This window comes from Streptomyces griseofuscus (genome assembly GCF_014673495.1).
Taxonomy (GTDB): Bacteria; Actinomycetota; Actinomycetes; order Streptomycetales; family Streptomycetaceae; genus Streptomyces; species Streptomyces murinus.
In genome coordinates, this window is the sequence record NZ_CP051006.1 from 8,392,304 (window position 1) to 8,418,546 (window position 26,243).

Genomic DNA, 26,243 nt, shown 5'->3' on the forward strand with positions numbered 1-26,243 from the left:
CACGCGGTGTCGCCGCTGGCGAAACGTACTTCTCTCCGTTGCTCGAATACGGGCACATGGACCTCCATGGGTGAATTCGCTGATCTCGGGAGATGCCGTCCATGCTCGGCGTGAATTCCCCGGACCGGGCTCCGCACAGGGACGGAATGAGCGAAACTCGCCGCCATGGCACGCGCGTCGGCGGATTCCGTACTGAGCCTCACCGATCAGCGGCTGGTGGCCGCCCTTCAGTGGGACGACCGCCTCACCGCGGAGCGGGCGGCCCGCGTGCCGGGGCTCAGTCCTGTCACCGTGCGCCGCCGGCTGTACGCGCTCGGCGCCGACGGCACCGTGCGCGTGGTGGTCTCGCCGGTCGCACGACCGCGCGACGGCGGCTCGGCCGGATCCCTGTTCCTGCGCATCCGGGTCCCGCGGGGGAGACTCGGCACCATCGTGGCCGCACTCGCCGCGCGCGAGGACATCCCGTTCATCGACGTCACCACCGCGGGCGACGAGATCTTCGCCGTCGCCCGTACCGAGCCGGGTTCACGCGACCCGCTGGTCTTCCGTCAACTGCCCTCCACCCAGGCGGTGACGTCCCTGGAGAGCGCCACGATCCTGCATGTCTTCCGGCTCGCCTCCGAATGGCGCCACCACGTGCTGACCGAGACGGAACGGGCCGCGCTGGCCCCGTCCGAAGCGGTCGCCCCGGGGACCGCTTCGGACCCCTCGGGCCCGTACGGCGTCGACACCGATGCCCTGGAACAGTCGCTCCTCGACGCCCTCATCCCGGACGCGCGCCTGACCTCGGCGACCCTGGCCGCGCGCACCGGCCACCCGGAGAGTACGGTGCGCCGCCGCCTCACCCGGCTGACCGCCCAGGGCCGACTGGTCACCCAGGTCCCGGTCGATCCTTGCCGCCTCGGGCTGCCTATCGCGGCCAAGCTCCTGCTGCGCGTGGCCCCCGACCAGCTGGCCACCGCGGGCCGGGCCCTGGCCGACCACCCCGCGGTGCACGGCGCGTTCGCGACCTCGGGACCCTCGAACCTGCACGCGGCCGCGTACTTCCCGGACCTGACAGCTCTCTACGGCTTTCTCTCCCGGGACTTGGTCGGCCTCGGCATCACCTTTACGGTCGGAAACTCCTTCGCGCCGGGAGAAGTCGCCCAGACTGTACGAGAAGGCCGTGGAGCTCCGGAACCTCATCAAGGGACAGTGCCGATGCCGTGGGCGAGCAGGCTTTCGGCGGTGTCGACGATGGTGTCCTCGATGGGGCGTGGCCGCCATCCGAGGAGCCGTTCGGCCTTGGCGCCGGTGGCGTCGAGGTCCTGGCCGAGCTGGTGCCGCAGCAGCCGCAGTTCCGGGTTCACGATGCTGAGCGCGCGGGTGAGCCACACGGGCAGTTCGCGGGTCGGCGCCTTCGCGGCGCGGTCGCCCAGGCGGTCGTGCAGGATGCGGGCGATGTCGACCACGCGCAGCGGGCTGTGTCCCGCGGACGCCAGGAAGCGCTCGCCCGCTGCCGCCGGGTCGGTCATCGCACGCAGGTGCAGGTCCGCGACGTCGCGCACGTCGACGTAGCTCATGCCGAAGGGCGGGCAGGCGGGGACCTTGCCTTCGAGCATTCTGCGCACCAGACGCAGGGAGGGCGGGTCGTCCGGGCCGAGCAGTGGTCCGAAGACGCCGACGGGATGGACGGCGGCCAGCTCCAGGGTGCCGCCCTCGTCGGCGATGAACCGCCAGGCGGCGCGTTCGGCGAGGGTCTTGGAGCGCTGGTAGGGCGGGATGTCGGCTTCGACGTTGGTCCAGTCCTCCTCGGTGAACGGCGTGGAGCGCGGGGGGTGCCCTATCCCGATCGCCCCGAACGCGCTGGTCAGGACGGTGCGCTGGACGCCGGCGGCACGGGAGGCGCGCAGTACCCGCAGGACGCCCTCACGTGCCGGGACCACCATCTCGTCCTCGTCGGCCGGTGTGCGACGCAGGGTCGGTGAGGCGACGTGGAGGACGAAGTCGCAGTCGGCTACGGCCTGGTCCCATCCGTCGGGGCGTTCGAGGTCGGCGCGCACCACGGTCAGGCGGGTGTCGTCGAACGGCGCGGCTGCGTGGAGCCAGGAGCGCAGCGAGGGTTCGCGCCCCAGGTCGCGGACAGTGGTGCGGACGGTGTGCCCGGCTTCGAGCAGGGCGAGTACGCACCAGCTTCCGAGGTAGCCGGTGCCGCCGGTGACCAGGACCTGGGGCATGGATGTCTCCTTCACGTGCGGGCTCGTGCGCGGGGACGGTGTCGATGGGCACGAGGGGTGTGTTCAGCTGGGGATGAGGGTGGTGAGGCAGAAGGGGTGGCCGGCGGGGTCGAGCAGGACGCGCCAACGGGTGGGGTCGGGCTGGTGGGCAGCTGTGGTCGCGCCGGTGGCGAGCGCGAGGCGCTCGGCCCGCTCCAGGTCCTCGACGGCCACGTCCAGGTGGAACTGCTTGGCCCGGCCGTCGGGCCACTGGGGCGGCCGGTAGTCGGGTACGCGGACGGTGACCAGCAGCAGTCTTCCGGGTTCGACGGCGCAGAAGGCGTCGGACTCCGTCGTGAGGTCTCGGCCCGGCATGGCCGCCCAGAAGGCGGCGAGCGGGGGTCGGCGCATTCCAGCGCTACGGACCCCGGCCGTCCTACAGGTTCGGACACATCTGCACCTCGGTCGTCGGGGGCGGTGCGTCACGCGCGCACCGGGCCGTCCCGGACCGGCACGCGCGTGACGCGGTGGCGGTGCCGCGGTGTGGGCGCGGTGTCAGAGGTTGGCGTAGCCGGGGATGGACGCCTTGATGCGTTCCATCTCGCGTTCGTCGGAGACGCCCTGGAAGTCGTGGCGCGGGGTGTAGGGCGCCTCCAGGCGCCGGGCCTCCTCGTCGGTGAGGTCGATGTCGAGAGAGGCGACGGCGTCGTCGATCTGCTGGGCGGTGCGGGCGCCCACCAGGGGGGCGGCGACCACGGGGTTGCGGCGCAGCCAGGCCAGCGCGATCTGGGCGCGGGAGACGCCGCGCTGTTCGGCGATGGTGCCGAGGGCGCCGATGATCTGGCGGTCGCTGTCGGCATTGGCCCTGTAGAGCAGGTCGGCGTAGGCACCGTAGGTGGCCGCGCGCGTTCCGGTGGCAGCCTGGTCGAAGGGGCGGGCGAGGCGGCCGCGGGCCAGCGGGCTCCAGACCATGGTGGCCACGCCCTCGTCGGCGCACAGCGGGAGCATCTCGCGTTCCTCCTCGCGGGCGAGGAGGTTGTAGTGGTCCTGCATGGTGACGAAGCGCGCCCAGCCGTGGCGCTCCTGGAGGTGCAGGGCCTTGGCGAACTGCCAGGCGTGCATGGACGACGCGCCGAGGTAGCGGGCCTTTCCGGCCTTGACCACGTCGTTCAGCGCCTCCAGCGTCTCCTCCAGCGGGGTGGCCGGGTCCAGGCGGTGGATCATGTAGACGTCGACGTAGTCGGTACCCAGGCGGCGCAGGCTGTTGTCGATCTCGGTCATGATCGCCTTGCGGGACAGGCCGCTGCTGTTCGGGCTGCCGGGGCGCATCGGGTGGCGGACCTTGGTGGTGATGACGACGTCGTCGCGGTTCGCATACTCCGCCAGCGCCCGGCCCAGGATCTCCTCGCTGGAGCCGTAGGAGTACATGTTCGCGGTGTCGAAGAAGTTGATGCCCGCCTCCAGCGCCTGCTTGACCAGCGGGCGGCTGGACTCCTCGTCCAGCGACCAGACCGGGTGCCCGCGGTCGGGCTCGCCGTAGGTCATGGCGCCGATTGCGACGGGGGAGACGTCCAGGCCGGTACGGCCGAGCTTGATATAGCGCACGGGGAAGCTCCTAGAATGGGAACCAAGCCAAGCGGAGAACTCTCCGCCGACTCGCTGAACCCTAACGGAGAACTCTCCGTTTAGCGACCGGGGCTACTTCCGGGCGCACCCGCCCACTCTGAGGAGGACACGATGGCCAGTGCCCCGCAACAGCGCGCGGACGCCCTGAAGAACCGCGAGACGATCCTGGAGGTCGCCCACGACGCCCTGGCCGAGTCCCCGGGCGCCTCCCTCAACTCCATCGCCAAGCGGGCCGGCGTCGGCGCGGGCACGCTCTACCGGCACTTCCCCACCCGCGAGGCACTGATCCTGGAGGTCTACCGGCACGACCTGGCCCGCCTCACCGCCTCCGTGCCCGACGTCCTGGCCGAACACCCCCCGCTGGACGCGTTCCGCCGCTGGTTCACCACGCTCACCGCCTACGTCCGCATCAAGCACGACCTCGGCGAAGCCCTCCACTCAGCCGCCGCACAGGAGGTCATCAGCGCCTCCTGGCCCCCGGTCACCGCAGCCGTCCAGCAACTCCTCGATGCCTGCGAACAGGCCGGCGACATCCGCCCCGGCATCGACCCCGCCGACGTGATCATGCTGCTGAGCTGCCTGTGGCGCACCCCCGACACACCCGACGGCACCACCCAGGCCACACGCCTCCTCGACCTCGCCATCACCGGCCTGCGCTAGCGCTCCGCCCGCAGGTGGGCCAGGAAATGGGTTCACGTCCTTCGGTTCGTCCTTGCGGCCCCAGTACTCGCGGATCGGGTAGATCAATCGGACCGCTCGCCGGGCTTGTAGCAGGTCACGCCAGCCATGGAGACCCGGCCCGAACCTCGTCCCCGCAGAAGGGCGCCCGGGGTGACGCCCTTGCGGCCCCAGGTCCTGGCACGCGGCGGCGTCATCGACTCCACCGCGTCGTCGTCGCGCTCGATCGCGCCCCGGGCGGGCTGCTGCCACGACCAGCTGTGCCGCCGCAACAGTCGCCATGTGCCTTCCACGGTCCAGGAGACGTGGAGCAGACGGCCGATCATCGTCTTCACCCGGGCGGGCGTCCAGCGCTGGTCAGTCCACCCGTGGGCCAGCGGCTAACGCTCCAACTCCCGCTCCAGCCTGGCAATCTGTCGTCTCCGACAGTCGAGGCCTGCCGGGCGATCCCTACGACGCCAACCCGGCCAGTCCCTGCTCGCCCCACTGCCGCCGCCAGCGCTCCACGCTCCGGCGAACACCACCGGGATTGGACGCCGTTTTGCCGGACCGGCAACAGGAGTGGTGTGACCGCGACGTGGTGGGCGACGGTGGGCCCGTGACCAACGACATCGCAGCAGGCTCGCCCATGTCCGACGCTCCCTCGCCCATCGGCGCTTACATCGGAGACCCCGCGCTGCGGGCGGAGTGGGACCGGCGGTACGCCGACCGGACGCAACTGTGGAGCGGCCGGCCCAACGGCGCGCTCGTGGCCGAGGCCACCGGACTCACCCCGGGGCGGGTGCTCGACGTCGGCTGCGGCGAGGGCGCCGACGCCGTCTGGCTCGCCCGCGCCGGCTGGGACGTGACCGCGCTGGAGGTCTCCGGCGTGGCGCTGGAACGAGCGGCGGGGCACGCACACGACGCGGGACTCACCGTCCGCTGGGTCCATGCCGCACTCACCGAGGCCGCACTCCCGCCGGCCTCCTTCGACCTGGTCTCGGCGCAGTACCCGGCCCTGCTGCGCACCCCCGACGCCGCGGCCGAGCGGGCACTGCTCGCGGCCGTCGCGCCCGGCGGTGTGCTGCTGTTCGTGCACCACGCGGGGGTGGACGCCAAGCAGGCGCAGGAGAACGGCTTCGACCCGGCCGACTACGTCTGGCCCTCGACGGTCGCCGAACTGCTCGACGACGACTGGGAGGTGGAGGTGGACGAGCAGCGCCCCCGTGTGGCACCCGACGGCGGCGCCGGCGCCCACCACACCGACGACCTGGTGCTGCGCGTGCGACGACTGCGCTGAAGCCGTACGACCATGGCGACGACTTTCTGGGCGGGTGAGCGTCCGGCGGGACCGAGCCCTGACTCGGAGTCCCTGATTCAGAGTCCCGCCTCGCCGGTGGAGTCACCGGTGGAGTCGCCGGAGGGGCGGGCGACGGCCCAGGCCGCTTCGATCATCCGGAAGATCTCGTCCAGCGCGGTGTCCGGGTCGGACGCCGCACGGGCCAGCGAGTAGGCGTCGATCACGAACCTCGCCATCGCCCGGTCCGCCGTCGTGCCCCGTGAGAGGCCGGGATCGGCGCCGATGGCCGCCGCCAGCGACTCCGCGTGCCGCAGCCGCATCGACTCCTCGTACTCCCGCAGGGCGGGGGATTCGTCGATCATGCGAAAGATCGGGGCGGCGCCGTCCGCCGCGCAATGCCGGACCATCGACCGGACCTCACGGCGCAGCGCGGGGACGAGCGGCTCGCCCGGCGCCCGGTCGGTGACCGCGCCGGTGAGGCGCTGCTCGAAGTCGTCGTCCCGCTCGAACACCAGGGCCTCTTTCGAGGCGAAGTGGGAGAAGAGCGTGGTGACGGCCACATCGGCCTCGGCGGCCACATCACGGATCCCCACCGCCTCGTACCCCCGCTCCAGGAAGAGCCGGAGAGCGGTGTCGGCGATCTTCTGTCGGGTCGCGGCCTTCTTGCGTTCACGGCGTCCGAGCGGCACGGTCATGCCGTGACACTATCAAATACGAACCCGAACCAACTCCAAAACACTAACCGTTAGTGCTACGGTTCGCCGTATGAGGAAAGTGAGCTTCGCCGAGTTCGGCGGTCCGGACGTCCTGCGCCTCACGGACGCAGAGGAGCCCCACGCGGGCCCCGGCCGGATACGCATCGCCGTACGGGCGGCGGGTGTGAACCCCGTCGACTGGAGGATCCGTGAGGGTCAGAAACTGGGGGCCCACCCCACCGAGTTGCCCTCCGGGGTCGGGCTGGACGCCGCCGGGGTGGTGGACGAGGTGGGCGAGGGCGTCGAAGGAGTCGAGATCGGTGACCATGTGTTCGGTGAAGGCTCCAGTACCTACGCCGAGTTCGCCGTGCTGTCGGCATGGGCCCGGATGCCCGAGGGCCTGACGTTCGAGGAGGCGGCCGGCTACCCCTCCGTGGTGGAGACCGCGCTGCGCATCGTCCGCGAGGTCGGGGTACAGCCCGGGCAGACGCTGCTGGTCAGCGGCGCGTCCGGGGGAGTCGGCTCGGCGGTGTTGCAGATCGCCCGCGACCGCGGCATCCGGGTGATCGGCACCGCCGGGGCCGCGAACCAGGACTATCTGCGCGGCCTGGGCGCCCTCGCCACGACGTACGGCGAGGGCTGGGTCGAGCGGGTACGGCGGCTCGGACCCGTCGACGCGGCCCTCGATCTGGCCGGCTCGGGTGTGCTCCGCGAGCTCGTCGAACTGGTCGGCGACCCGCACAAGGTCGTCTCCATCGCCGATCTCGGCGCGCCGGAGTTCGGTGTCCGGTTCTCCGGCGTGGCCGGGAGCGCACCGGACGCGCTCGCCGCGGCCGCCGACCTCATCTCGCGGGGCAGGCTGCACATCCCGGTCGAGAAGTCGTACCCGCTCGCCGAGGCCGCGGCGGCGCACATCGACAGCCGAGCGGGCCACACGCGTGGGCGCCGGGTCATAGTCGTCTGAGGACCGGCCGGATGAGCGGGGCGAGCCTGCGGTCATGGGACCGGCACGGCGGGATCCGTACCGGACGCTACGCCCGCCGGACCACGGGCACGCAGTCGCAGCCGCGGAGCCGGGCGTCCCTGCGCGCCCGGCCCGGGGATGCTCCGGCGCCCACCACCCGGCCGTCGGCGACGGCCAGCCACTCGCCCTGGGCGGGCTCCGTCGCACCGGCCGGCCGTAGCGCCCCGAGGATCGCGGGGTCGGGCTCCGCGGCCGTCGCGGGCGGTGTCGGTCGGGGCCGGCCCGCCCGCCATTCGGCGGTGGTGCGCTCGCCGCCCCGGACCCGCCGCCACACCAGGTGCTGCACCACGATCAGCGGTCCCAGCACCGTCAGGAGCGGGAAGGCGTCGGTCAGCACCCCCCGCGCGAACAGCACGCTGACCGCGCCGGACACCGCGAGTCCGACCGCGGCCGCGAGGATTCCGGCGGCCCGCCCGAACGCCTTGACCGCTGTCAGCGGGAAGAGCACCAGGAGCAGCAGGTCGCCCAGGCCCACCGCCACCGGCGGCTCCCCGCGCGTCACCGCGAGCAGCGGGGCGAACGGCAGTCCCATGACCTGCGCCGCGAACCGGTCCATGACGGAGGTGAGTCCGGTGGCCACCAGGTCGTAGCAGGCGAGCGCGCCCGCGAACCATGCCGCCTGCGCGGACCGCATCCCGCTCTGCGCCCACATGGTGGCGACCCCCGCCACCGCCACGACGAGCAGTACGTCGGTGAGCACCATCACGGCGAGCGGGCGGCCGAGCAGGGCCAGTACGCCGTTGGCGGCGACGGCGGCCACCGCGATCAACCAGGCCCGCCCGGCGCCGGTCAGCGGAGCGAGGGTGAACTGCAACGCCGTACAGAGCACCAGGCCGAAGACGCAAGCCACCGCGGCGCGCGGCAGCAACAGATAGAGCAGCGGAGCCGCCGCCACCACGACACACATCACGGAGATGTCGGACAGCTCGTACCGCCCCACCGGGGGGCGGGGCATCCGCACCCGGTGGAAGCAGGCGGCGCCCGCCACCATGGCCACCAGGACACAGCAGTTGAGGCCGACCAGGGCGGGGGTGCTCATGCCGGGCTCCCCAGCGTCGCGGCGGCCGGGCGGACCGATTCGAAGGTGTGCTCGCGCAGATCGGCGCGGACCGGGCCGGTGGCCGGCATCGCGGCCGGGTCGTCATGGAGCACGATGCCGCCCAGCGCGAGGCCCGCCGCGGTGGCCCGGTCCTCCAGCCGCCCGAGCAGACCGGCACCGGTCCGACGGCGGGTGAGGACGTGGAGCAATGGGCCTCCGGACCCCTCCGCCAGGGCGTAGCGGGCGGGCAGCGGGATGTCGGGCTCCGCCTCCAGCAGTTCCAGCAGTGACCGGGTGGTCACCGCCCGGCTGGACGGCCCCGACCAGCGGCCGAGAATGAGCGAGGTCGCTGGCATATGGGCCAGCTCGCACTCCGGCCCGGTCTCGGGCCGCCGGACCAGGTCACCGGTGTCGTAGCGCAGCAGCAGGGTGCAGTCCCGGTACGGGACGTACGGCGTCTGGACGATGACACCCACCCCGCCCGGCGGTGTCGGCTCCCACGTCTGCGGGTCGAGCACCTCCAAGTGCCCGAACTCGGTGGTGTGATGCAGATGGCCCGCGCCGCAGACGGTACCGCCGGACGGCACCGTCTCCGTCATCATGTACGAGCTGGTGATCCGGGCGCCGAAGACCGCCTCCGCCCGCCTGCGCAGCGGTTCGGAGAGCACCTCGCCACCGACGCCGACCGACTCCAGACCGAAGTCGGACGCCTGCCAGTCGTGCCGCTCCGCCTCCTCGACCAGGGCGGCCAGATAGGACGCCGCGACCGTGAGATGGGTGATCTGCGGGGCCTTGCCGCGCAGCCCGAGCGGTGCCGCGAGCCGGTCGAGCGTCACCGCCGGCTCCACGGTGCCGATCGGCACGAACGCCGCGCCGATCCGGGTGACCGACTCCTCCACGTTGAGCAGCGGCAGCGTCGCCCGGGAGCAGCCCGCGTAGGCCATGCTGTGCCGGGGCCTCAAACCCATGCCGAGCACGGCGGACACGGTGCTCATCGCGACCATGACCTCCACCTCGGCCCGCGAGAACCAGACACTGGTCGGGGTCCCGCTGGTCCCCGTGGTGAGCGCCATCAGCGAGGGGACCGACGCGGCGGAGACGAACGCGGCGGGCAGCCCGCGCAGGGCGGACTTGGGTGTGACCGGTACCTGTTCCCAGGTCTCCGGGGTGAGCGTGTCCGGGTCGAGCGACAGATCCTCGAAGGCCCGGCGGTAGTAGGGGGTGTGCCGGACGGCGGCGCGGGCGGTGGCCCGCAGACTGCGTGCGGTGACGGTGCGGCGTACGTCGGGATCGACGGCCCCGGACTGCCCCGGCAGCAGGACCGAGTCCTCTCCCGGCTCGCCGAACTCCGCCAGGGTCTCGATCAGATCGCGGGCGATCCGTTCGAGGTCCCCCGGTCGGATCCGCCGGTTGCGCAGGATCGCCATGCTGTAACGCAGCTGTCTGAAAGCCGTGCCGAACAAGTACGCCTCCTGGTTCCTGGACCGGGAATCCGACTCCCGGTCCAGGCCGGGGCCGCTCGTCAGGCCATGCTGGCGAACATCGCCGCGGTGAGCGTGCTGAAGGCGTACTTGATGTAGTGCTTGACCATGATGGATCTCCCTTTTTCAGGCCGCTGAGAGGGCGGCCGGGCTCCGCTGGTGCACTCCCGGCTAGAGCAGCCGTTCGATGAACAAGAGGCTAGATCAAGGGAGTTGGGGGCTCAATGGAAACGCTGAACCTGAACCACGACGTCCGCATGCGGCCCACAGGGGCCTTACTCCGCCCCGCTCGTCTCCCCGGCGGCCCCGGACCGTGCGCGCCGGCGATTGAGCAGGCCGCCTCCCACGATGACCAGGCCGATGGCGATGACCCTGGCGGCCCCGTAGTAGCCGGTCGCCGGCTCCTCCGGGGTGCCGGGCAGCCGGAACGAGACCCATAGCGCCGCGAGAGCGCCGAGGGCGATCAGCGCGACGGCCCCCCACGCCCCGAGGTCCGCCCACCACGGCACCGGACCGTGCCCCTGGTCGTCGCTCGGCTCAACACTTTTGTCTGGCACGGTGGTTCTCCGGTTCGCGGCTGGTGAAGGTCGCTGAGGAAGACGAGGATCCGGTCCAGGTGGTTCACCTGGGACGGCGCCGCAGCCGCAACGTCATCAGTTCGAACGGCCGCAGACGCACCGCGATCCGGTCGCCGTCCCGCCGCGGGGCCGCCGCCTCGGGCAGGGGCCGCTCCAGCAGGTCGGTCACCAGGACCTCGGCGACCTCGAACCCGGCGGTCAGCGTGGCCCGCGCCCGGCCGCCGTGGGCCTCGTGGAAGCGCACCACCACATCGCCGCTGCCGTCGTCGGCCAGCTTCACCGCCGTCACGACCACCGCGTCCTCGTCCACCGACACCAGCGGCGCGACCTCCCCGGCACCGGTCACCACCCGCTCGGGCACATTGATCCGCCAGCCCTCACGCACCGCGTCGGCGATCCCCGCGCCCGGCACCAGCGCGTGCCGGAAGCGGTGCACGCCCTGGTCCGTCTCCGGGTCGGGGAAGCGCGGGGCGCGCAGCAGCGACACCCGGACCGTCGTGGTGGTGCCCCGATCACCGTCGCCCCGGACGGCCCGGGTCACATCATGGCCGTACGTCGAGTCGGTGACGACCGCCACGCCCCAGCCCGGCTCCTCCAGATGGAGGAAGCGGTGGTTGCACGCCTCGAACCGGGCCGCCTCCCAGGAGGTGTTGGTGTGGGTGGGCCGGTGGAAGTGCCCGAACTGGGTCTCGGACGCGTACCGTTCGGCGTGCACGTCCAGCGGGAAGGCGAGCTTGAGGAACTTCTCCGTCTCGTGCCAGTCCACCTCGGTGTCCAGCACCAGCCGCCGCTCGCCCGCCGCCAGCGACAGCACCTGGGTGACCCGGGAGGAACCGAAGGACCGCACGATCCGCACCGATGCGCCGTCCTCGCCCGGCGTGACCGACTCGGCGTCGGTGAGGTCGGTGACGGTGTTGCGGTAGAACTCGTCCACGTCCCAGGCGTCCCACATGTTCGGGAAATCCGGGTGCAGTTGGAGGAGGTTCGCGGCCCGGCCGGGCGCGACCGTCTCCCGGTCGCCCTCGATGTCGTACGCCGAGACGACCAGGCCGCGGCCGTCGATCTCGATGCGCAGCAGACCGTTGTCCAGGACGTGCCCGCCGCCCTCGCGGGGCGCCAGGTGGGTACGGCCTTCGGCGGTGGGGGTGGCGGCGGCGCCGGCCGGTACGCCCGCGCGGGTGTGCGGGGCCGCGTTGAAGACCAGCGGTGTGCCGCCCTCGCCGGTCAGCGCGCGCTGGGCGGTCTCGATGAACCCGTTCAGTTCCTGAGCGATGCGCCGGTAGGTCGCCCGCGCCTCGCGGTGCACCCAGGCGATGGAGGAGCCCGGCAGGATGTCGTGGAACTGGTGGAGCAGCACCGTCTTCCAGATCCGGTCCAACTCCTCGTACGGGTAGGGGAGTCCGGTCCGTACGGCCGCCGTCGCCGCCCACAACTCGGCCTCGCGCAAAAGGTGTTCGCTGCGCCGGTTGCCCTGTTTGGTTCCCGCCTGACTGGTGAGGGTGGCGCGGTGCAGCTCCAGATACAGCTCGCCGACCCACACGGGCGGCTCGGGGTACTCGGCCTGCGCCTTGTCGAAGAAGGCCCGCGGTGTCTCCCACACCACCCGCGCCGAGCCCTCCAGATCACGCAGCCGGGCGGCCTTGGCGACCATCTCGCGGGTGGTGCCGCCGCCCCCGTCGCCCCACCCGGTGGGGGCGAGCGAGTGCCGGGCGACGCCCTTGTCCTTGAAGTTGCGGGCGGCGTGCGCGATCTCGCTGCCCTTCATCGAACAGTTGTAGGTGTCGACGGGCGGGAAGTGCGTGAAGACGCGCGTTCCGTCGATGCCCTCCCACTGGAAGGTGTGGTGCGGGAACTTGTTCGTCTGCGACCAGGAGATCTTCTGAGTCAGCAGCCGGGTGGCACCCGCCGCCCGGATGATCTGCGGCAGTCCGGCGGCGAAGCCGAAGGTGTCGGGCAGCCAGGCCTCGTCGTTCTCGATGCCGAACTCGTCGAGGAAGAACCGCTTGCCGTGCACGAACTGCCGGGCCATCGCCTCCGATCCGGGCATGTTGGTGTCCGACTCCACCCACATGCCACCGGCCGGCACGAACCGCCCGTCCGCCACCGCCTTCTTCACCCGCGCCCACACCTCGGGCCGGTGCTCCTTGACCCAAGCCCACTGCTGCGCCTGGGACATGGCGAACACGAAGTCCGGTTCGTCCTCAAGGAGGGCGGTCATGTTGGACGTGGTCCGGGCCACCTTGCGTACGGTCTCGCGCAGCGGCCACAGCCAGGCGGAGTCGATGTGGGCGTGCCCGACGGCGCTGATCCGGTGCGCGGAGGGCGCGGCGGGCTCGGACAGGACACCGGCGAGCTGTTCGCGGGCGCGGGCCGCGGTGCCGTTCACGTCCTGGAGGTCGACGGCGTCCAGGGACCGGTCCACGGCGCGCAGGATCTCGTAGCGGCGCGGGGAGTCCACCGGCAGCTCGGCCATCAGCTCGCCGAGCACCTCCAGATCGATCACCAGCTGCCACACGGTCTCGTCGAAGACCGCGAGATCCATCCGGGCCAGGGTGTACTGCGGCTCGCTGCCCGCGGTCTCCTTGTCGCCCAACCGCGTGGGCAGGAAGGGGTGGTAGTCGAGGATGACGGGATTGGAGGCGGCCTCGATGTGCAGCCGCACCTCCTCGCCGCCCGCGACGGGCGCGCCGACGCGCACCCACTGGTTGCGCGGGTTGAGGCCCTTCACCGGGGTGCCGTCGGGGCGGTAGACGAGGCCCTCGCACTGGAAGCCGGGCATGTTCTCGTCGAAGCCGAGGTCCAGGAGTGCCTCCACGGTCCGCCCGGCCCACTCCTCGGGCACGGTGCCGGTCACCCGGAACCAGCTGGTGCCCCAGGGAGCACCCCACCGGGCGCCCACCCGGATCGGCTCCGGCTCGGCCGCGAGCCCCTCGGCCACCGGCACGGGCTCGCCGGGCGCGTGCCACACCGCGACGTCGAGGGGGACGGAATCGGGGTACACGGCGGGGCGGACGCGCTCGTCGAGGACGCGCTTGAGCCGGGCTTCGACCAGACTGCGGTCGTCATGCATACGGGATGCTCCGTAGGTCGTAGGTCAGGTCGTAGGTCAGCTGGTGGATCGGCGGTCGGTCACCAGGGGTGGGTGACGGTCGAGGGCGCGGACGAGGTGTACAGCTCTCCTACCGCCCGGACCTCGATCCGTACGGCGGGCTCGCCCGGCGCCGGTGTCTGGCCGCCGGTGAAGTACGCCCGCTGGCCGGTGCCGCCCAGGAAGCCGCGGGTGCCGTCGGGCAGCACACGGTGCAGGGTGTAGTGGCGTACCGTGCCGGGCGCCGGATGCTCCCAGGCGAGGCGCAGATCGCCGCCGGACGCGGCGGTCACCCGCAGGCCGGAGGGGGCGGCCGGGGTGTCGGTGCCGTCGTGGACGGCGAGGCCGCCGAGCCGCCAGCCCACCGGATCGCCGCCGGTGGCGGTGAGCCGGACGCCGAGGGCGTGCACGGTCCCGGACAGGCCAAAGAGTCGTACGACCGAGGTGCGCCAGCCGTCGCCCGACACGGCCGGCACGGGCAGGTAGGTGTACGGCGGCGCGCCCCCGGCCGCATCAGGGTCGGCGGTCGCCACGGCCAGCTCGACGCGGACGGCTCCCGTGTCCGTGCGATGGGTCAGCTCGACGACCGTGTCGGGGCTGATCGGCAGCCGGGTCGCGTACAGGTCCAGCTCGGCGGGACGGTCGAGCGCGCCGGTCACCAGGACGCTGCTGCCGCCGCGCCAGGCGTCCGCGAAGTCGAAGGCGACGGCGGGCCGTTGGCCGTCGGTGCGCACCACCCAGCGCCGGGAGGGCAGCCGGTCCTGGAGCCCGAGGTGGTTCCAGGGGCGGTCGGAGACGGCCTGGCCGTCCTCGTACCAGCGCAGTCCGTGGCCGGTGTTGAAGACGGTCGCGAACGGCAGCGCGGCGACCGTCGACCGGTCGGCGACGGAGAGGGCCGGGGCCCGCCAGCTGTCGGCGGTGTCGGGACGGGACGGATCGAGGGAACGGCCGGTCCAGAACCGGTCGTCGGCGGCGTGGAAGTCCTCCGGGGTGTGGCCGGCGGGCAGTTGGCCGCGGGTCCACTCGGGCCGGTACAGGCCGAGGGAGGCGATGTGCGCGCGGCCGGCGGGCACGATCGCGTCCCAGTCCACCGAGGTGTTCCAGCCACCCGACTCCACATCGACACCGGCCCACAACGCGTAGCGGTCGCGCCCCAGTTGTACGGCCTTCTGCCCGGAGGCGGCGAGCGAGGACGCGCTCCAGCGGAAGTCGACGAACATGTCGTCCGCGGCCTGGAAGAAGGCCTGGTTCTGCCCGTTCAGCGCGCCCTGCCAGCTGACCGAGCCGTTCACGGTCATCGCGTCGTACCAGGTGATCCGCTGTCCCGCGGCCGTGGCGAGCCGCTTCAGCTCCTTGACGAAGCCGAGCATGTCGGCGCCGAGGGCGCTGTTGCCGCCGCCTGTCTCGGCGTTGACGAACCAGCCGTCGAAGCCGTGGGCCGCTGCGACCGCCACGAGCTGGGCGGCGAGCGGGTATCGACCGGAGGCGTCCTTCCGTACCAGGTCGCGGGTCCACTGGAGCTGTCCGCCGTAGGCGGCGGGCGGCAGGAAGACATTGCCGAGGACGGGCACGCCGTGCCGGTGGGCGGCGTCCACGACGGGGGCGTTCGGGGCGAGGATCAGGCCCTCGCCTGAGGATCCGCCCCAGAACACCAGCTCGTCGATGTACGCCCAGTGGGTGAGGGCGTAGTAGTCGGCGGTGGCCGAGCCCTGGGACGGGTTGGACGAGGTGGGCCCGAACGAGACCAGGGACTGGACGCGGGCCTGACCGGCGCGGGCGGTGGTGTTCACCGGGGTCGGGGTGAAGCGGGGCGCGAGCGGGACGGAGGCCGCGTTGAAGGGGAGATCGGCGTCGGTGGCGGCACGCCAGCTCTTCAGGCTGCGCCAGGTGATGCCGGGCCCCGGGCTGCCGGAGGGCAGGGAGTCCGGGTACCAGTAGGAGGCGTACGGCTGGAGCGCGGCCGTCGCCTTCGGGGCGGCCTCGGCGGTGCCGGTGGGCAGCGCGGGCAGGAACGCGGCGGCGGCGCCGGCGAGCAGGACGGTGCGTCTGGTGGGGTTCACGAGCGGGTGCCTCCTCGGGGGGTGCGGAGTACCTGGTCGGGGGTGACGACTTCGGTGAGGGCGCGGGCGGCCAGATGGCCTTGGTCGGCCGCCCGGGTGTCGAGGACGGTGGTGGGGCGGGCGCCGTCGGCGGTCAGCCGGAAGAACGCCTCGAAGACATCGCCGCCGGGGGCGCAGCGGGAGCGGGCGGCCGGGTCGGCGGGCACGGTGAGGGCGGTGGTGCGCGGAGCGGGCGCGTAGCTGTGGTCGCGGGCCGCGCGGGACAGCGCGCGGGCGAGGTCCTTGGGGCGGCGGTCGTTGGTCAACAGCCCCAGGCTGTACTCGAGTTCGGGGAAGTCGGCGAGGTCGCGGGAGACGTCGTGGGAGCACCACCAGGTGATGCCCCACAGGTCGGGGCAGTCCAGCGCGTTCGCGACGGTGGCCTCGGTGAAGGCGGCGGCGTGCTCGGCGGGGACGAGGGGGGCCGGGGCGCCGACCTCCTGGAGCCAGACGGGCCGGTGCGGTTCCTCGGCCCAGGCCTTGCTCAGTTCGATCAGATACGCGGCGTGGTGCTCGCTGGCCACGGAGGTACGGCCGTGGCGCTGGGCGGTCCCGTTGAAGACCCAGGAGTGGACGGCGGTGAGGGCGCCGCGCCGGGCCGCCTGGGCCGGGGTGAAGGGCATGTCGTCCTGATACCAGGTGGCGTCGTACTCGGCGTGCAGATGCAGCTTCCCGGGGGCACCCTTCTCGCAGGCCGCGAGCATGCGTTCCAGCCAGGCGTCGATCTGGTCGGCGGTGGCCCGGTCGGGGTCGGGGTGGGGGCCGGCGGAGAACTGGTTGACCTCGTTGCCGAGGGTCATGCCGAGGAAGTTCGGCCGGTCGGCGAGGGCGGCGGCGAGGGTGCGCAGATAGGCGGCCTGGCCGTCCAGCACCTCGGGGTCGGTGAAGAGGTTGCGGCGGTGCCAGGTGCGGGTCCACGCGGGCAGGAAGTCGAAGCTGGACAGGTGCCCTTGCAGACCGTCCACATTGACGTCGAGCCCGCGTTCGCCGGCGGCGTCGACCAGTCGCACCAGATCCTCAACGGCGCGCGGGCGGATCAGCGCGCGGTCGGGCTGGAAGTACGGCCACAGCGGGAAGACCCGGATGTGGTCGAGGCCGAGCGCGGAGATGGAGTCCAGATCGGCGCGTACGGCGTCGAGGTCGAAGTCGAGCCAGTGGTGGAACCACCCCTGGCTCGGGGTGTAGTTGACGCCGAAGCGCACGGCAGCAGGCATACGGGGGTCCTTGCGGAAGTGGGGTCGGGAGGGGGCCCGGATCAGCCCTTGACCGCGCCCTCGCCGACCCCGCGGAAGAAGTAGCGCTGGAGGCAGGCGAAGAGGGCGATCAGCGGTGCCACGGCGATGATCGTGCCGGCGGCGACGAGCCGTTCGTCGTTGGCGAAGGTGCCGTGGAGGTAGTTGAGGCCGATGGTCAGGGTGAACCTGGACGGGTCGCTGAGCACGATGAGCGGCCACAGGAAGTCGTCCCAGGCGCCCATGAAGGCGAAGATCGCCACCACGGCGAGGGTGCCCTTGACCGAGGGCAGCGCGATCCGCAGGAACCGCTGCCAGACGTTGGCACCGTCGACGTAGGCGGCCTCCTCGATCTCGTAGGGCAGATTGAGGAAGGCGTTGCGCATCAGCAGGACGTTCATCGCGCCGATGGAGCCGGGCAGGACGACGCCGATGAGCGTGTTGTTCAGGCCGAGTTCCCGCATGGTCGTGAACTGGGCGATGATGATGCCTTCCGCGGGCACGAGCATCGCGAGGACGAAGACCAGGGCGGCCACCCGGCGGCCCCGGTAGCGCAGCCGGGCCAGGGCGTACCCGGCGAGCGCGGAGCCGACGCAGTTGGTGACCACGTTGGCGGCGGCCACCTTCAGGGAGTTGAGCGCGTAGTCCCAGACCGGGATGGTCTCGGACACCCGCTCGTAGTTGTGCAGGGTGGGGTGGCTGGGCAGGAACTTCGGCGGGGAGCTGAAGATGTCCTCGGTGGGGCCCTTGAACGAGGTGGACAGCTGCCACACGAACGGGCCGACGGTCAGGGCGAGTACGGCGATCAGCAGCACATAGCGCAGGACCAGCTCCCACCCCCGGACGCGGCGGCCGTGCTCGTCGGTGAAGCGGGGTGCGCGGGCACGGGCCGGGCGCGTGCCGGTCTCCGGTGCCTTCTCGGCGACGTTCACGCGTCCTCCCTCCGGTCGGCGCGCAGGACGAGCAGCATCAGGACGACGGTGACGGCGAAGACGACCAGGGAGATCGCGGAGGCGTAGCCGACCCGGCCGGTCAGCCCGGTGCCGGTGCGCTGGACGAGCATCACCAGGGTGGTGTCCTCGCCCGCCGGGCCGCCGCTCGGCGAGGCCAGCAGATACACCTCGGAGAACACCTTGAAGGCGGAGACCGAGGAGAGCGCGGCGACCAGGACCATGGTGGAGCGGATGGCCGGCACGGTCACGGTGAAGAAGCGGCGGACCGGGCCCGCGCCGTCCACGGCGGCGGCCTCGTGCAGCTCGCGCGGCACGTTGGCGAGCGCCGCCAGATAGATGATCATGTAGTAGCCGAGGCCCTTCCAGACCGTGACGGCCATCGCGCTGAGCAGGAGCAGCCACTGGTCGCTGAGGAAGCCGACCTTGCCCACCCCGATCGTCTCCAGAAGCGAGTTCACCAGCCCGCGCTCGTCCAGCAGCCACACCCAGATCAGGCCCACCACCACGATCGAGGCGACGACCGGGGTGTAGAAGGCGGACCGGAAGAAGGTGATGCCGGGGATGTTCTTCTGCACCAGCAGGGCGAGCAGCAGCGGCAGGAGCACCAGCGCCGGGACGACACCGACGACGTACAACGCGCTGTTGCGCAGGCCGATCCAGAACATGTCGTCATGCAGCAGCTCACGGAAGTTGGCGAGGCCGACGAACTGTCCCGGGATCAGGGTGCGGCGGTCGGTGAAGGCGTTGAACACCGTGGAGACGAACGGGTAGAGGATGAACACGCCGGTGATCAGCAGCCCCGGGGCGGCGAACAGCCATGGGCTGGTGGTCAGTTGGCGCCGTATCCGGATCGCCGGGCGCCGCTCGGGGCGCCGCGCCGGACGCGACGGGCGCGTCCGGGAGACGGTCGAGGTGGCCATGGTGCGCTATCCCTGCTGCTTCAGAAGCCGGTCACACGCCGTGACAGCGTTGTCAAGCGCCGCCTTGGGGCTCTGCTTGCCCTGGAGCGCCTTGCCGACCTCGTTGCGCAGCGCGGTCTTCATCTGGTCGCTGAACAGGACGGGCGTGTAATTGACCGCGTTCTTCAGCGACTTGGCGGCGGCGATGCGCACCCGGGTCTCGTCGGTGCCGTCCTCCTTGGTGAAGTAGGGGTCGTCCAGGGAGCCGGCGGTGGACGGGAAGATGGCGACCTTCTTGGCGAAGGACATCTGGTGCTCGGCGTCGGTCACGTAGTGGGCGAAGGCGACGGCCGCGGGCGTGTGCTTCGTCCGGGAGTTCACCATCACGCCCATCACGTACATGTTGACGTGGCCGGTGTTGGTGATCTGGTCGGTGATGCCGATGTTCTTGTACAGGCTCGGCGCCTGCTTCTTGAAGTTGTCCAGGTCCAGCGCGCTGCCGGGGTTCATGGCGACGGCCTGCGTCAAGAACTCCTTCCCGGCCGACTCCGGCGTGGCGTTCAGCGCCTGCGCGTCCAGCCCCTTGGCGTCGTACAACTCCTTGTACTTGGTGAGGAGTTCGACCCCCTTGGCGTCATTGAAGGTGAAGCCGGTGCCGTCCTTGTTCATCAGGGAGGCGCCGTAGCGGCCGAAGTCCTCGATGGTGGGGATGTTGGCGAGGGTGGCTACCTTGCCGCCCGACATCCGCGCCATCCGCACCGCGTCGGTGAAGAGCTGGTCGTACGTCTTCGGTGGCTGCTCCGGGTCCAGTCCGGCCTTCTTGAACAGGGCCTTGTTGTAGAACATCGGGCCGGTGTTCAGATACCAGGGGAAGGCGTACGTGCCGCTCATGCCGGGGACCTGGTGGCTGGCCCAGGCGCCGGCCAGGTACTCGCCCTTGTACTTCCCGGCGGCCTTGTCGAGATCCATCGCCAGGCCCGCCTTGGCGAGCGGTGCGACCAGGTCGGGGGAGACGTTGACGACGTCTGGCAGGGTGCCGCCGGCCGCGTCGGCGCTGATCTTGTCGGCGTAGCCCTCCGCGGGCTGGTCGACCCACTTGACGTGGGTGCCGGGGTACTTCTTCTCGAAGTCGCCGATCAGACCGTCGAAGTAGTCCTTGAAGTTGGCGCGCAGGTTCCAGGTCTGGAAGGTGATGTCGCCCTCGACCTTGCCGGAGGCGTCCGTCGAGCCGCCGCCACCACCGCCGGAGCCGCAGGCGCTCAGCGGCAGGACGAGGGCGGTGACGGCGGCGGCGAGTGCTCTGCGGGATATGGGCACGGTGACACTGCTCCCTTGCGGCGTCTGCGGCGGGTTTCGGAAAGGACCATGCACGCCGTCTCCGGGGAAAGTCAATGGATTTGGAAGCGCTAAAGTCTAAGACGGGGCATTAGTGCAGGTCAGAGCGGCGACAAGCGGGACTTGTCAGCCGTACTAAAGCGCTTTAGGCTGCTTCCACTCAAGCGCTTTAGCGATCACTGCCGAGAAAAGAGGCGAACATGCCGGCCAAGCGGTCCCCGGCGCGCCGGCCGACGATGAAGGACATCGCGCGCCGCGCCGGTGTCTCGGAGAGCGCCGTCTCCTTCGCCCTCAACGGCAGGCCGGGCGTCTCCGAGGTCACCCGAGAGCGGGTGCGCCGGGTCGCCGAGCAACTGGGCTGGCGGCCCAGTACGGCGGCCCGCGCGCTGTCGGGCGAGGGCGCGGCCACGGTCGGCCTGGTGCTGGCCAGGCCCGCGGACACCCTCGGCGTCGACTCCTTCTTCCTCCAACTCGTCTCCGGCATCCAGGAAGTGCTGGCGGAACGACACCTGGGGCTCCTGTTCCAGGTGGTGGAGGACGTGCCGGACGAGTGCGCGGTCTACCGCAGATGGTGGGCCGAGCACCGGGTGGACGGCGTCCTGGTGGTGGACCCGCGCACCGACGACCCGCGCCCGGACCTGCTCGACGAACTCGGCCTGCCCGCCGTGGTGATCGGCGGCGCGCCGGACGAGCGGCACTCCGGACTGTCCACGGTGTGGGCCGACGACGCGGGCGCGATGGCGTCGGTGGTGGAGGGTCTGTACGCCCTCGGCCACCGGCGGATCGTGCACATCGCCGGGCTGTCCGGCCTCGCCCACACCGAGCGGCGGATCCGGACCCTGCGGGCCGAGGCCCGGCGGCGCGGACTGACCGGAGTGGAGTCGATCACCACCGACTACTCGGACGCGGAGGGCGCCGCCGTCACCCGCCGCGTCCTGGACTCGGCCGCTCCGCCGACCGCCCTGATCTACGACAATGACGTCATGGCCCTCGCGGGCGTCGCGACCGCCACCGAACTCGGCTTCTCCGTACCGGCCGACGTGTCGGTGGTGGCCTGGGAGGACTCGGCCCTGTGCCGCATGGTCAGACCATGGCTGTCGGCCCTGTCCCGGGACACCATGGAGTTCGGCCGCACCGCGGCTTGCGAACTGACCGCACTGCTCGACGGCGGCCCTGCCAGGACGGTCAGGGTGCCGGTACCCCGGCTGATCGAAAGGGAGAGCACGGGGGCGGCACGCGGGGCGTGACTCCTGCGGGGCTGGGGGAGGGCCCACGGCTGGGATCTGATGAGCCGTCACCTGTCGTCACTTGTCGTCATCTGCCGTCCGCGTCGGCCTTGTTGGTCGGCATGTCGGCTCAATCCCGCTCCCCGCATCCCGCTTGACCTGGGAGAACTAGGCAAACGGGTCATATCGGGGAATCTCTGGCATGGGTGCGGGTAGCGGGAGGTGAAAGCCACTCCAGTTGGGAGGCGCATCGCATGACACCGACCCGGGAAGTCGTCGAGATGATCCTTGAGGATCACCGGACGATGGAGGACCTGCTCCGCCTCATGCGCAGCACGGAGGCCGATCGCCAGACCGCGCTCCATGACTTCGCGCACCTGATGATCGCCCACGGCGAGGCCGAGAGGGCCTCGGTGCACCCCGTCCTCGTCTCCTTCGAGGACGCGGACACCGTCGAGCACATCGAGAACGCACACCTGGAAACCGTCAAGGTCCTCTACGCACTGCTGCGGGTGCGGGAGATCGGCTCGGCCGAATGGGACTGGCGGCTCCAGCAGTTGGCCTCCGCCACGGCCCGCCACAGCGACGAGGAGGAGCGCACGCTGGTCAACAAGGTGCGGGAGAGGCTCAGTCCGCACTGCCGGGAGGAACTCGGCGCAGGTTACGCCCGGACGAAAGCCGACCTGCTGACGGCGCGCTGCGGCAGCGTCGCCCAGGTGCACCGCATGGTGCGGACCGCCGTCCCCGTGTGACGCCGATGCCCCCCGGCCCCGCCGGCAGGACGACGCGTACCGCCGCGGGGGATGGACCTACGACAGGAGCCGCCATGGAATGGAGCCTGGACACCTTCATCACCCAGGTCACCGAACGCGCACGCTACGACAGACCGCAGCAGGGTGCCAGAGCCGTACGGAACGTGCTGGAGGTCCTCGGCGCCCATCTGGTGGGCGACGACCGCACGGACCTGGCCGCGCTGCTCCCCGAAGGATGCGGACCACTGCTGACCGCGGCCGAGCCGGCCAGCGAGCCGCTGTCACCCGCGTCGTTCGTCCGGGCCGTCGCCGACCACAGCAACGAGGACGTGGCCGAGGCCCGGCGCGAGATCGACGCCGTACTGCCCACCCTCGCCGACGTCGCGGACCACGCCCTGCTGCGCCGGCTGCTCACCCAGCTGCCCCCGGGGCACGCCGGCCTGTTCGGTTGCACCGATCCCGGATGACCGGTGGCACGGGCGGGACGAGCCCGGGCGCCGTCGGGCGGGCGCCCGGGTCACTCGCCGACGGCCTGGACGATGTCCTGCGGATCCAGGCCGGTGAGCTGGGCGATGCGTGGCTCGGGGATACCGGCGGTGAGGGCGCGGTGCACCAGCGACTGCCAGTCCTGGGTCGTGTCCCGGAAGCTGAGCAACTCGGACTCCATGTCCGTCAGGGACGCGGGCGCGCACGCGTGCTCGACCCGCAGCGTCTCCTCCTCGCTGAGGGGGACCGGCAGCCGCTCCGCGTCCTCGGGAATGAGCACTTCGGAGCCCGCCGGGACGATCCGGACCCGCTCGGAGGAACCTGCCGTGCCGTGCGCCTGGAGCCAGCCACGGACCGCGGGACTCTCGGCGCACTCCAGGTCGCCGACCGCTGACAGGGCCGCCCCGAGACGCGGGTGACGCTCGGGCAGAAGAAACAACAAGGCATCGTCGGCCATGGCCGTGACACCCCTTTCGGAGAAGCAGCAAGGTGGGGACGTCATCACTGTCCCCTCAGAATGCGCTCTGCCCGCGCATGCCCCGTCCACTCGCCCGAATCACTCGTCCGGGTTCCACTCCACCACACCCGCCGCCGGCTGCCGACGAAGGTCTCTCACCAGGGGCCGGACGCGGCTACTTGTCCCTGGGCGGGGTCGGGCGGTCGTGTGCTCGTGCGGGTGTGCGCAGGGTGAGGAGGGCGACATGGTCGAGACCCGGTGGGCGGACGCGGTGCAGGATGGTCCGCCTCCTTCGGACCACGCCGGGTACTCCATGCGGGCCGGCGCCGGCGACTTGGTCGAGGTGATGCGCGCCCTCGGGCACACCCGGTCCGCACCCGCCGGACACGTCCGCGGCGGCGCGGTGGCGCTGCGGCTCGCGCTCGATCATCCCGACACGGTCTCGCGGGTGGCGTTCATCGACTGTCCGCCGGTCACCGAGCACATCTCGCGCATCACGGCTCGGTTCGTCACGTAGGGGTGACACTGCTTCTTCTTCGCCCAGCCGGACATCCCCGAGCGGGTCATCAACGCCGAACCGGACAGCTGGTACCACGGTGATCCGCGGAGCATGGGACAGGAAGACCAGGAGGAGTGGCGCTCGGCCACCAGGAATCCCGACGTGGCGTGGGCGACGCTGGAGGACCAGCGCACCGGCCTCACCATCGGCCGGCGGCACGAGGAGGACGACCGTGCCGCGGGGACACTGATCCGCTGCCCCGCGCTGATCCTCTGACCATGTGGCCGAAGAGGCTCCGAAGCGCTCGCGGCCTCTCTCGGGGGCTTCTTCGCCGGACGGGCCGGCTGGCCGGTGCGCGGAGAATTCACGCACACGCAAGGGGCGGCTCCCCGAGGAAGCCGCCCCTTGCGTACGCGCTCAGCGCGAGCGCCCGGTCACCACTCGGTAGAGCAGCAGCACGATCACGGAACCCACGATCGCCGCGATCCAGGTGGAGAGGCTGAAGAAGCCGTTGATCGAGTGGACGCCGAAGATCACCTTGCCCAGCCAGCCGCCCAGCAGCCCGCCCACGATGCCGATCAGCATCGTCACCAGGCAGCCGCCCGGGTCCTTGCCGGGGGTCAGTGCCTTCGCGATGGCGCCCGCGATGAGGCCGATCAGGATCCAGGCGATGATGCCCACGAGATGTTCCTTCCGTTCCGCTGCGCGACCCCGGTGCGGGGCTCTCACGTGCTTCCGGATATCCCGGATGGGTCGGCGTATGCAGGGCCGATGGTCCCCGCTTCCCGTTTCGGCGCCGGGCGGCGGGAGACTCCTGACACTGCACCCGCGTGCGCAGACCTCCCTGGGCGCGGTGCGGACAACCGAGGAGTGGTTCCCATGCAGCCGCTGTCCGGTTCCAGGCGGAGACCGTCCGGAACCACCACGGCCCTCCGCCCCGGCGCGACCCGGGCAGAGGGCAGGAAATGCCTCGAACGTATCGACGCCTTCCAACGGAGCCACCGCTGGGTGGGCCTGCCGCTGGCCGTCGTGTACAAGTTCTACGACGATCAGGCCGCGTACCTCGCGGCTCTGCTCGCCTACTACGGCTTTCTCTCGCTCTTCCCCCTGCTCCTGATCCTGGTCGCCGTCCTGAGCACCTTCCTCAGCAGCGATCCGGCTCTTCAGCAGCGGGTCATGGACTCGGCGCTGAGCGAGTTCCCGGTCATCGGCGACCAGCTCGGGCACAACATCCACTCCTTCCACGGCAGCGGGGTCGTCCTCGCCGCGGGCATCGTGGGCAGCATCTACGGCTCGCTCGGTGTCGCCCAGGCCGCGCAGTACGCCCTCAACAAGATCTGGGCGGTCCCCCGGCACGCCCGTCCGGACCCGCTTCGCTCGCGGCTGAAGGGACTGGTGTTCCTGCTGCTCCTCGCGGTCGGGTTGTGCGCGTCCACTCTGCTGTCGGTGGTGGCCGCACAGAGTTACTTGTTCGGCGTGCGACTCAGGGGCGGAAGCTGGATCGCCGCGAGCGCGGGGTCCGTGTGCTTGAACGCCTTTCTGCTGCTCCTGAGCTACCGGCTGCTGACACAGCGGACCCTGCCACTGCGCCGACTCGCCGGCGTGGCCCTGGGCGGCTCCCTCGCGTGGCAGGTGCTGCAGTGGGTGGGCTCCTACTACGTGAGCCACGTGCTGCGCGGCGCCACCGCCACCTACGGCATGTTCGGCATCGTCCTGGGCCTGCTCGCCTGGCTCTACGTCGGAGCCCTGATCTTCGTCGCGACGGCCGAGGCGGGCGCCGTACGGGTCATGCGCCTGTGGCCCCGCAGCCTGCTGACGCCGTTCACGGACCGGGTACGGCTGAGCGCGGCCGACCGCCGCGCCTACCGGTCGTATGCCGCCACCGAGGCGTTCAAGGGGTTCCAGAAGGTCAGCGTGCGTTTCGAACGGCCCCCCGGGCCACGGCACGAGGAACCACCGGACGGCACACCCTGAAGTCGGGCCCACCACACTGTGGCGGGCCCGAGACGGTGCGGGACATTCCGCGCCGGGGTGCGGTCAGGAGTGGACGGCGCGGCGCACGTTGTCGACCGAGCCGCAGTCGGCCTTCAGCCGGCGCTCGCGCTCTTCCCAGAACGCCGCTCCCAGTTCCTCGCGCCGCTCCATCGCAACGTTCTCGCGCGCGCCGTTGAGGATGGTGCGCTCCTCCTCGTCGGTGTGGTGGTTGACGGCTTCCACCAGCGCCTCCAGCTTGGAGTCCCACTCCTCGGAGCCGACCTCCGCCACCTCCATGAGGTCCAGAAGGGCTTGGTTGCCCTCGTCGTGCTCGTGCTCGCCGTGCTCCACCTCTTCGTCGTCGATGTGCTTGTACCGCTTCAGCGCGGGATAGACCTTGGCCTCCTCGGCCTGCGCGTGGGCGATCAGTAGGGCCGCGAACTCCCGGAGCGCGCCCGCCCGGTCGGCCTCGACGCTGCGCATCAGATGGAACAGATCCTCCATGCGCCGGTGGTCCTGGAGGATGAGTTCGACGACGTCCTGGGTCTCGGCCATGGCAGTGGCACCACTTTCTTACGAACGGAAGGGAGTTTGTCGCCTACCCTCGCCGACGGCGTTGATGACTCGGGTGAGGCAGGAGAGTGACCC

Annotated in this window: 25 protein-coding genes and 2 pseudogenes; 10 read left to right on the plus strand and 17 right to left on the minus strand. The window is 71.3% G+C overall.

Annotated features, from left to right (window positions below):
- Window positions 1-165 precede the first annotated feature (165 nt).
- A pseudogene (locus tag HEP81_RS37635) lies at window positions 166-852 on the plus strand (Lrp/AsnC family transcriptional regulator); the annotation flags it as partial.
- A gap of 332 nt (window positions 853-1,184) precedes the next feature.
- Here HEP81_RS37635 and HEP81_RS37640 read toward each other — a convergent pair.
- From HEP81_RS37640 to HEP81_RS37650, 3 genes are all read right to left on the minus strand, one after another.
- Entirely contained in the window at window positions 1,185-2,216 is a 1,032-nt protein-coding gene (locus tag HEP81_RS37640; protein ID WP_037658996.1) for an SDR family oxidoreductase, read from the minus strand.
- Between the two features lie 63 nt (window positions 2,217-2,279).
- Window positions 2,280-2,606, minus strand: coding sequence for a VOC family protein (locus HEP81_RS37645; protein WP_157854503.1), 327 nt, complete (start codon window positions 2,604-2,606; stop codon window positions 2,280-2,282).
- 144 nt (window positions 2,607-2,750) lie between these two features.
- Window positions 2,751-3,800: an aldo/keto reductase gene (locus HEP81_RS37650; protein ID WP_037658995.1), complete on the minus strand. Its 1,050-nt coding sequence runs from the start codon at window positions 3,798-3,800 to the stop codon at window positions 2,751-2,753.
- Between the two features lie 132 nt (window positions 3,801-3,932).
- Here HEP81_RS37650 and HEP81_RS37655 point away from each other — a divergent pair, with 132 nt between their 5' ends.
- Complete coding sequence (locus tag HEP81_RS37655; protein WP_037658994.1) at window positions 3,933-4,481, plus strand: TetR/AcrR family transcriptional regulator; 549 nt, start codon at window positions 3,933-3,935, stop codon at window positions 4,479-4,481.
- A gap of 39 nt (window positions 4,482-4,520) precedes the next feature.
- Here the strand turns inward: HEP81_RS37655 and HEP81_RS42810 are convergent.
- Window positions 4,521-5,012: pseudogene (locus HEP81_RS42810) on the minus strand (winged helix-turn-helix domain-containing protein); the annotation flags it as partial.
- Between the two features lie 85 nt (window positions 5,013-5,097).
- Between HEP81_RS42810 and HEP81_RS37665 the strand changes: the two are divergent.
- Entirely contained in the window at window positions 5,098-5,778 is a 681-nt protein-coding gene (locus tag HEP81_RS37665) for a class I SAM-dependent methyltransferase (RefSeq protein WP_037658989.1), read from the plus strand.
- A gap of 77 nt (window positions 5,779-5,855) precedes the next feature.
- Here HEP81_RS37665 and HEP81_RS37670 read toward each other — a convergent pair whose 3' ends face one another.
- Window positions 5,856-6,473 carry a TetR/AcrR family transcriptional regulator gene (locus tag HEP81_RS37670; protein WP_037658987.1) on the minus strand — a complete coding sequence of 206 codons (618 nt, stop codon included), beginning with the start codon at window positions 6,471-6,473 and terminating at the stop codon, window positions 5,856-5,858.
- A 70-nt stretch (window positions 6,474-6,543) separates the two neighbouring features.
- On the opposite strand from HEP81_RS37670, the gene HEP81_RS37675 reads away from it, so the two are divergent.
- The gene (locus HEP81_RS37675) at window positions 6,544-7,437 is read left to right on the plus strand and encodes an NADP-dependent oxidoreductase (RefSeq protein WP_037658985.1); all 894 of its coding nucleotides are present in this window, start codon (window positions 6,544-6,546) and stop codon (window positions 7,435-7,437) included.
- A gap of 67 nt (window positions 7,438-7,504) precedes the next feature.
- On the opposite strand, the gene HEP81_RS37680 is transcribed toward HEP81_RS37675, so the two are convergent.
- The 9 genes from HEP81_RS37680 to HEP81_RS37720 form a co-directional block, all read right to left on the minus strand.
- Complete coding sequence (locus tag HEP81_RS37680; protein WP_037658984.1) at window positions 7,505-8,536, minus strand: hypothetical protein; 1,032 nt, start codon at window positions 8,534-8,536, stop codon at window positions 7,505-7,507.
- A complete protein-coding gene (locus HEP81_RS37685) occupies window positions 8,533-9,999 on the minus strand; it encodes an AMP-binding protein (RefSeq protein ID WP_037658983.1) in 1,467 nt (488 codons plus the stop codon). The genes HEP81_RS37680 and HEP81_RS37685 overlap by 4 nt, the downstream gene beginning before the upstream one ends.
- A gap of 293 nt (window positions 10,000-10,292) precedes the next feature.
- A complete protein-coding gene (locus tag HEP81_RS37690) occupies window positions 10,293-10,574 on the minus strand; it encodes a hypothetical protein (RefSeq protein ID WP_037658982.1) in 282 nt (93 codons plus the stop codon).
- 64 nt (window positions 10,575-10,638) lie between these two features.
- Window positions 10,639-13,665 (minus strand): alpha-mannosidase, encoded by a 3,027-nt coding sequence (locus tag HEP81_RS37695; protein ID WP_037658981.1) that lies wholly within the window; start codon window positions 13,663-13,665, stop codon window positions 10,639-10,641.
- A 59-nt stretch (window positions 13,666-13,724) separates the two neighbouring features.
- Complete coding sequence (locus tag HEP81_RS37700) at window positions 13,725-15,743, minus strand: endo-beta-N-acetylglucosaminidase (protein ID WP_037658979.1); 2,019 nt, start codon at window positions 15,741-15,743, stop codon at window positions 13,725-13,727.
- Window positions 15,740-16,996 (minus strand): glycoside hydrolase 5 family protein, encoded by a 1,257-nt coding sequence (locus HEP81_RS37705; RefSeq protein WP_093676169.1) that lies wholly within the window; start codon window positions 16,994-16,996, stop codon window positions 15,740-15,742. The genes HEP81_RS37700 and HEP81_RS37705 overlap by 4 nt, the downstream gene beginning before the upstream one ends.
- Window positions 16,997-17,037: 41 nt before the next feature.
- Window positions 17,038-17,946 carry a carbohydrate ABC transporter permease gene (locus tag HEP81_RS37710; RefSeq protein ID WP_037658974.1) on the minus strand — a complete coding sequence of 303 codons (909 nt, stop codon included), beginning with the start codon at window positions 17,944-17,946 and terminating at the stop codon, window positions 17,038-17,040.
- Window positions 17,943-18,887, minus strand: a complete 945-nt coding sequence (locus HEP81_RS37715) for a carbohydrate ABC transporter permease (RefSeq protein WP_037658973.1) — start codon at window positions 18,885-18,887, stop codon at window positions 17,943-17,945. Before HEP81_RS37715 ends, HEP81_RS37710 begins: the two co-directional genes overlap by 4 nt.
- A 6-nt stretch (window positions 18,888-18,893) precedes the next feature.
- Window positions 18,894-20,183, minus strand: a complete 1,290-nt coding sequence (locus tag HEP81_RS37720; RefSeq protein WP_037658972.1) for an ABC transporter substrate-binding protein — start codon at window positions 20,181-20,183, stop codon at window positions 18,894-18,896.
- Between the two features lie 218 nt (window positions 20,184-20,401).
- On the opposite strand from HEP81_RS37720, the gene HEP81_RS37725 reads away from it, so the two are divergent.
- The 3 genes from HEP81_RS37725 (at window position 20,402) to HEP81_RS37735 (ending at window position 22,646) form a co-directional block, all read left to right on the plus strand.
- Window positions 20,402-21,448 (plus strand): LacI family DNA-binding transcriptional regulator, encoded by a 1,047-nt coding sequence (locus HEP81_RS37725; RefSeq protein WP_037658971.1) that lies wholly within the window; start codon window positions 20,402-20,404, stop codon window positions 21,446-21,448.
- A gap of 233 nt (window positions 21,449-21,681) precedes the next feature.
- Complete coding sequence (locus tag HEP81_RS37730) at window positions 21,682-22,179, plus strand: hemerythrin domain-containing protein (RefSeq protein WP_037658969.1); 498 nt, start codon at window positions 21,682-21,684, stop codon at window positions 22,177-22,179.
- A gap of 74 nt (window positions 22,180-22,253) precedes the next feature.
- Window positions 22,254-22,646 carry a DUF2267 domain-containing protein gene (locus tag HEP81_RS37735; protein ID WP_037658967.1) on the plus strand — a complete coding sequence of 131 codons (393 nt, stop codon included), beginning with the start codon at window positions 22,254-22,256 and terminating at the stop codon, window positions 22,644-22,646.
- A gap of 50 nt (window positions 22,647-22,696) precedes the next feature.
- On the opposite strand, the gene HEP81_RS37740 is transcribed toward HEP81_RS37735, so the two are convergent.
- Window positions 22,697-23,122, minus strand: coding sequence for a DUF6003 family protein (locus HEP81_RS37740; RefSeq protein ID WP_037658965.1), 426 nt, complete (start codon window positions 23,120-23,122; stop codon window positions 22,697-22,699).
- 244 nt (window positions 23,123-23,366) lie between these two features.
- Between HEP81_RS37740 and HEP81_RS42455 the strand changes: the two genes are divergently transcribed.
- On the plus strand, window positions 23,367-23,639 hold the full coding sequence (locus tag HEP81_RS42455; protein WP_338058759.1) for an alpha/beta fold hydrolase: 273 nt from the start codon (window positions 23,367-23,369) through the stop codon (window positions 23,637-23,639).
- A gap of 93 nt (window positions 23,640-23,732) precedes the next feature.
- Window positions 23,733-23,897, plus strand: a complete 165-nt coding sequence (locus HEP81_RS42460; protein ID WP_338058760.1) for a hypothetical protein — start codon at window positions 23,733-23,735, stop codon at window positions 23,895-23,897.
- A gap of 141 nt (window positions 23,898-24,038) precedes the next feature.
- Here HEP81_RS42460 and HEP81_RS37750 read toward each other — a convergent pair whose 3' ends face one another.
- Window positions 24,039-24,302: a GlsB/YeaQ/YmgE family stress response membrane protein gene (locus HEP81_RS37750; RefSeq protein WP_037658963.1), complete on the minus strand. Its 264-nt coding sequence runs from the start codon at window positions 24,300-24,302 to the stop codon at window positions 24,039-24,041.
- A gap of 327 nt (window positions 24,303-24,629) precedes the next feature.
- Between HEP81_RS37750 and HEP81_RS37755 the strand changes: the two genes are divergently transcribed.
- Window positions 24,630-25,595 carry a YihY/virulence factor BrkB family protein gene (locus tag HEP81_RS37755; protein ID WP_338058761.1) on the plus strand — a complete coding sequence of 322 codons (966 nt, stop codon included), beginning with the start codon at window positions 24,630-24,632 and terminating at the stop codon, window positions 25,593-25,595.
- Between the two features lie 63 nt (window positions 25,596-25,658).
- Here the strand turns inward: HEP81_RS37755 and HEP81_RS37760 are convergent, their stop codons facing one another.
- Entirely contained in the window at window positions 25,659-26,150 is a 492-nt protein-coding gene (locus tag HEP81_RS37760) for a hemerythrin domain-containing protein (protein ID WP_037658962.1), read from the minus strand.
- Between the last annotated feature and the right edge of the window lie 93 nt (window positions 26,151-26,243).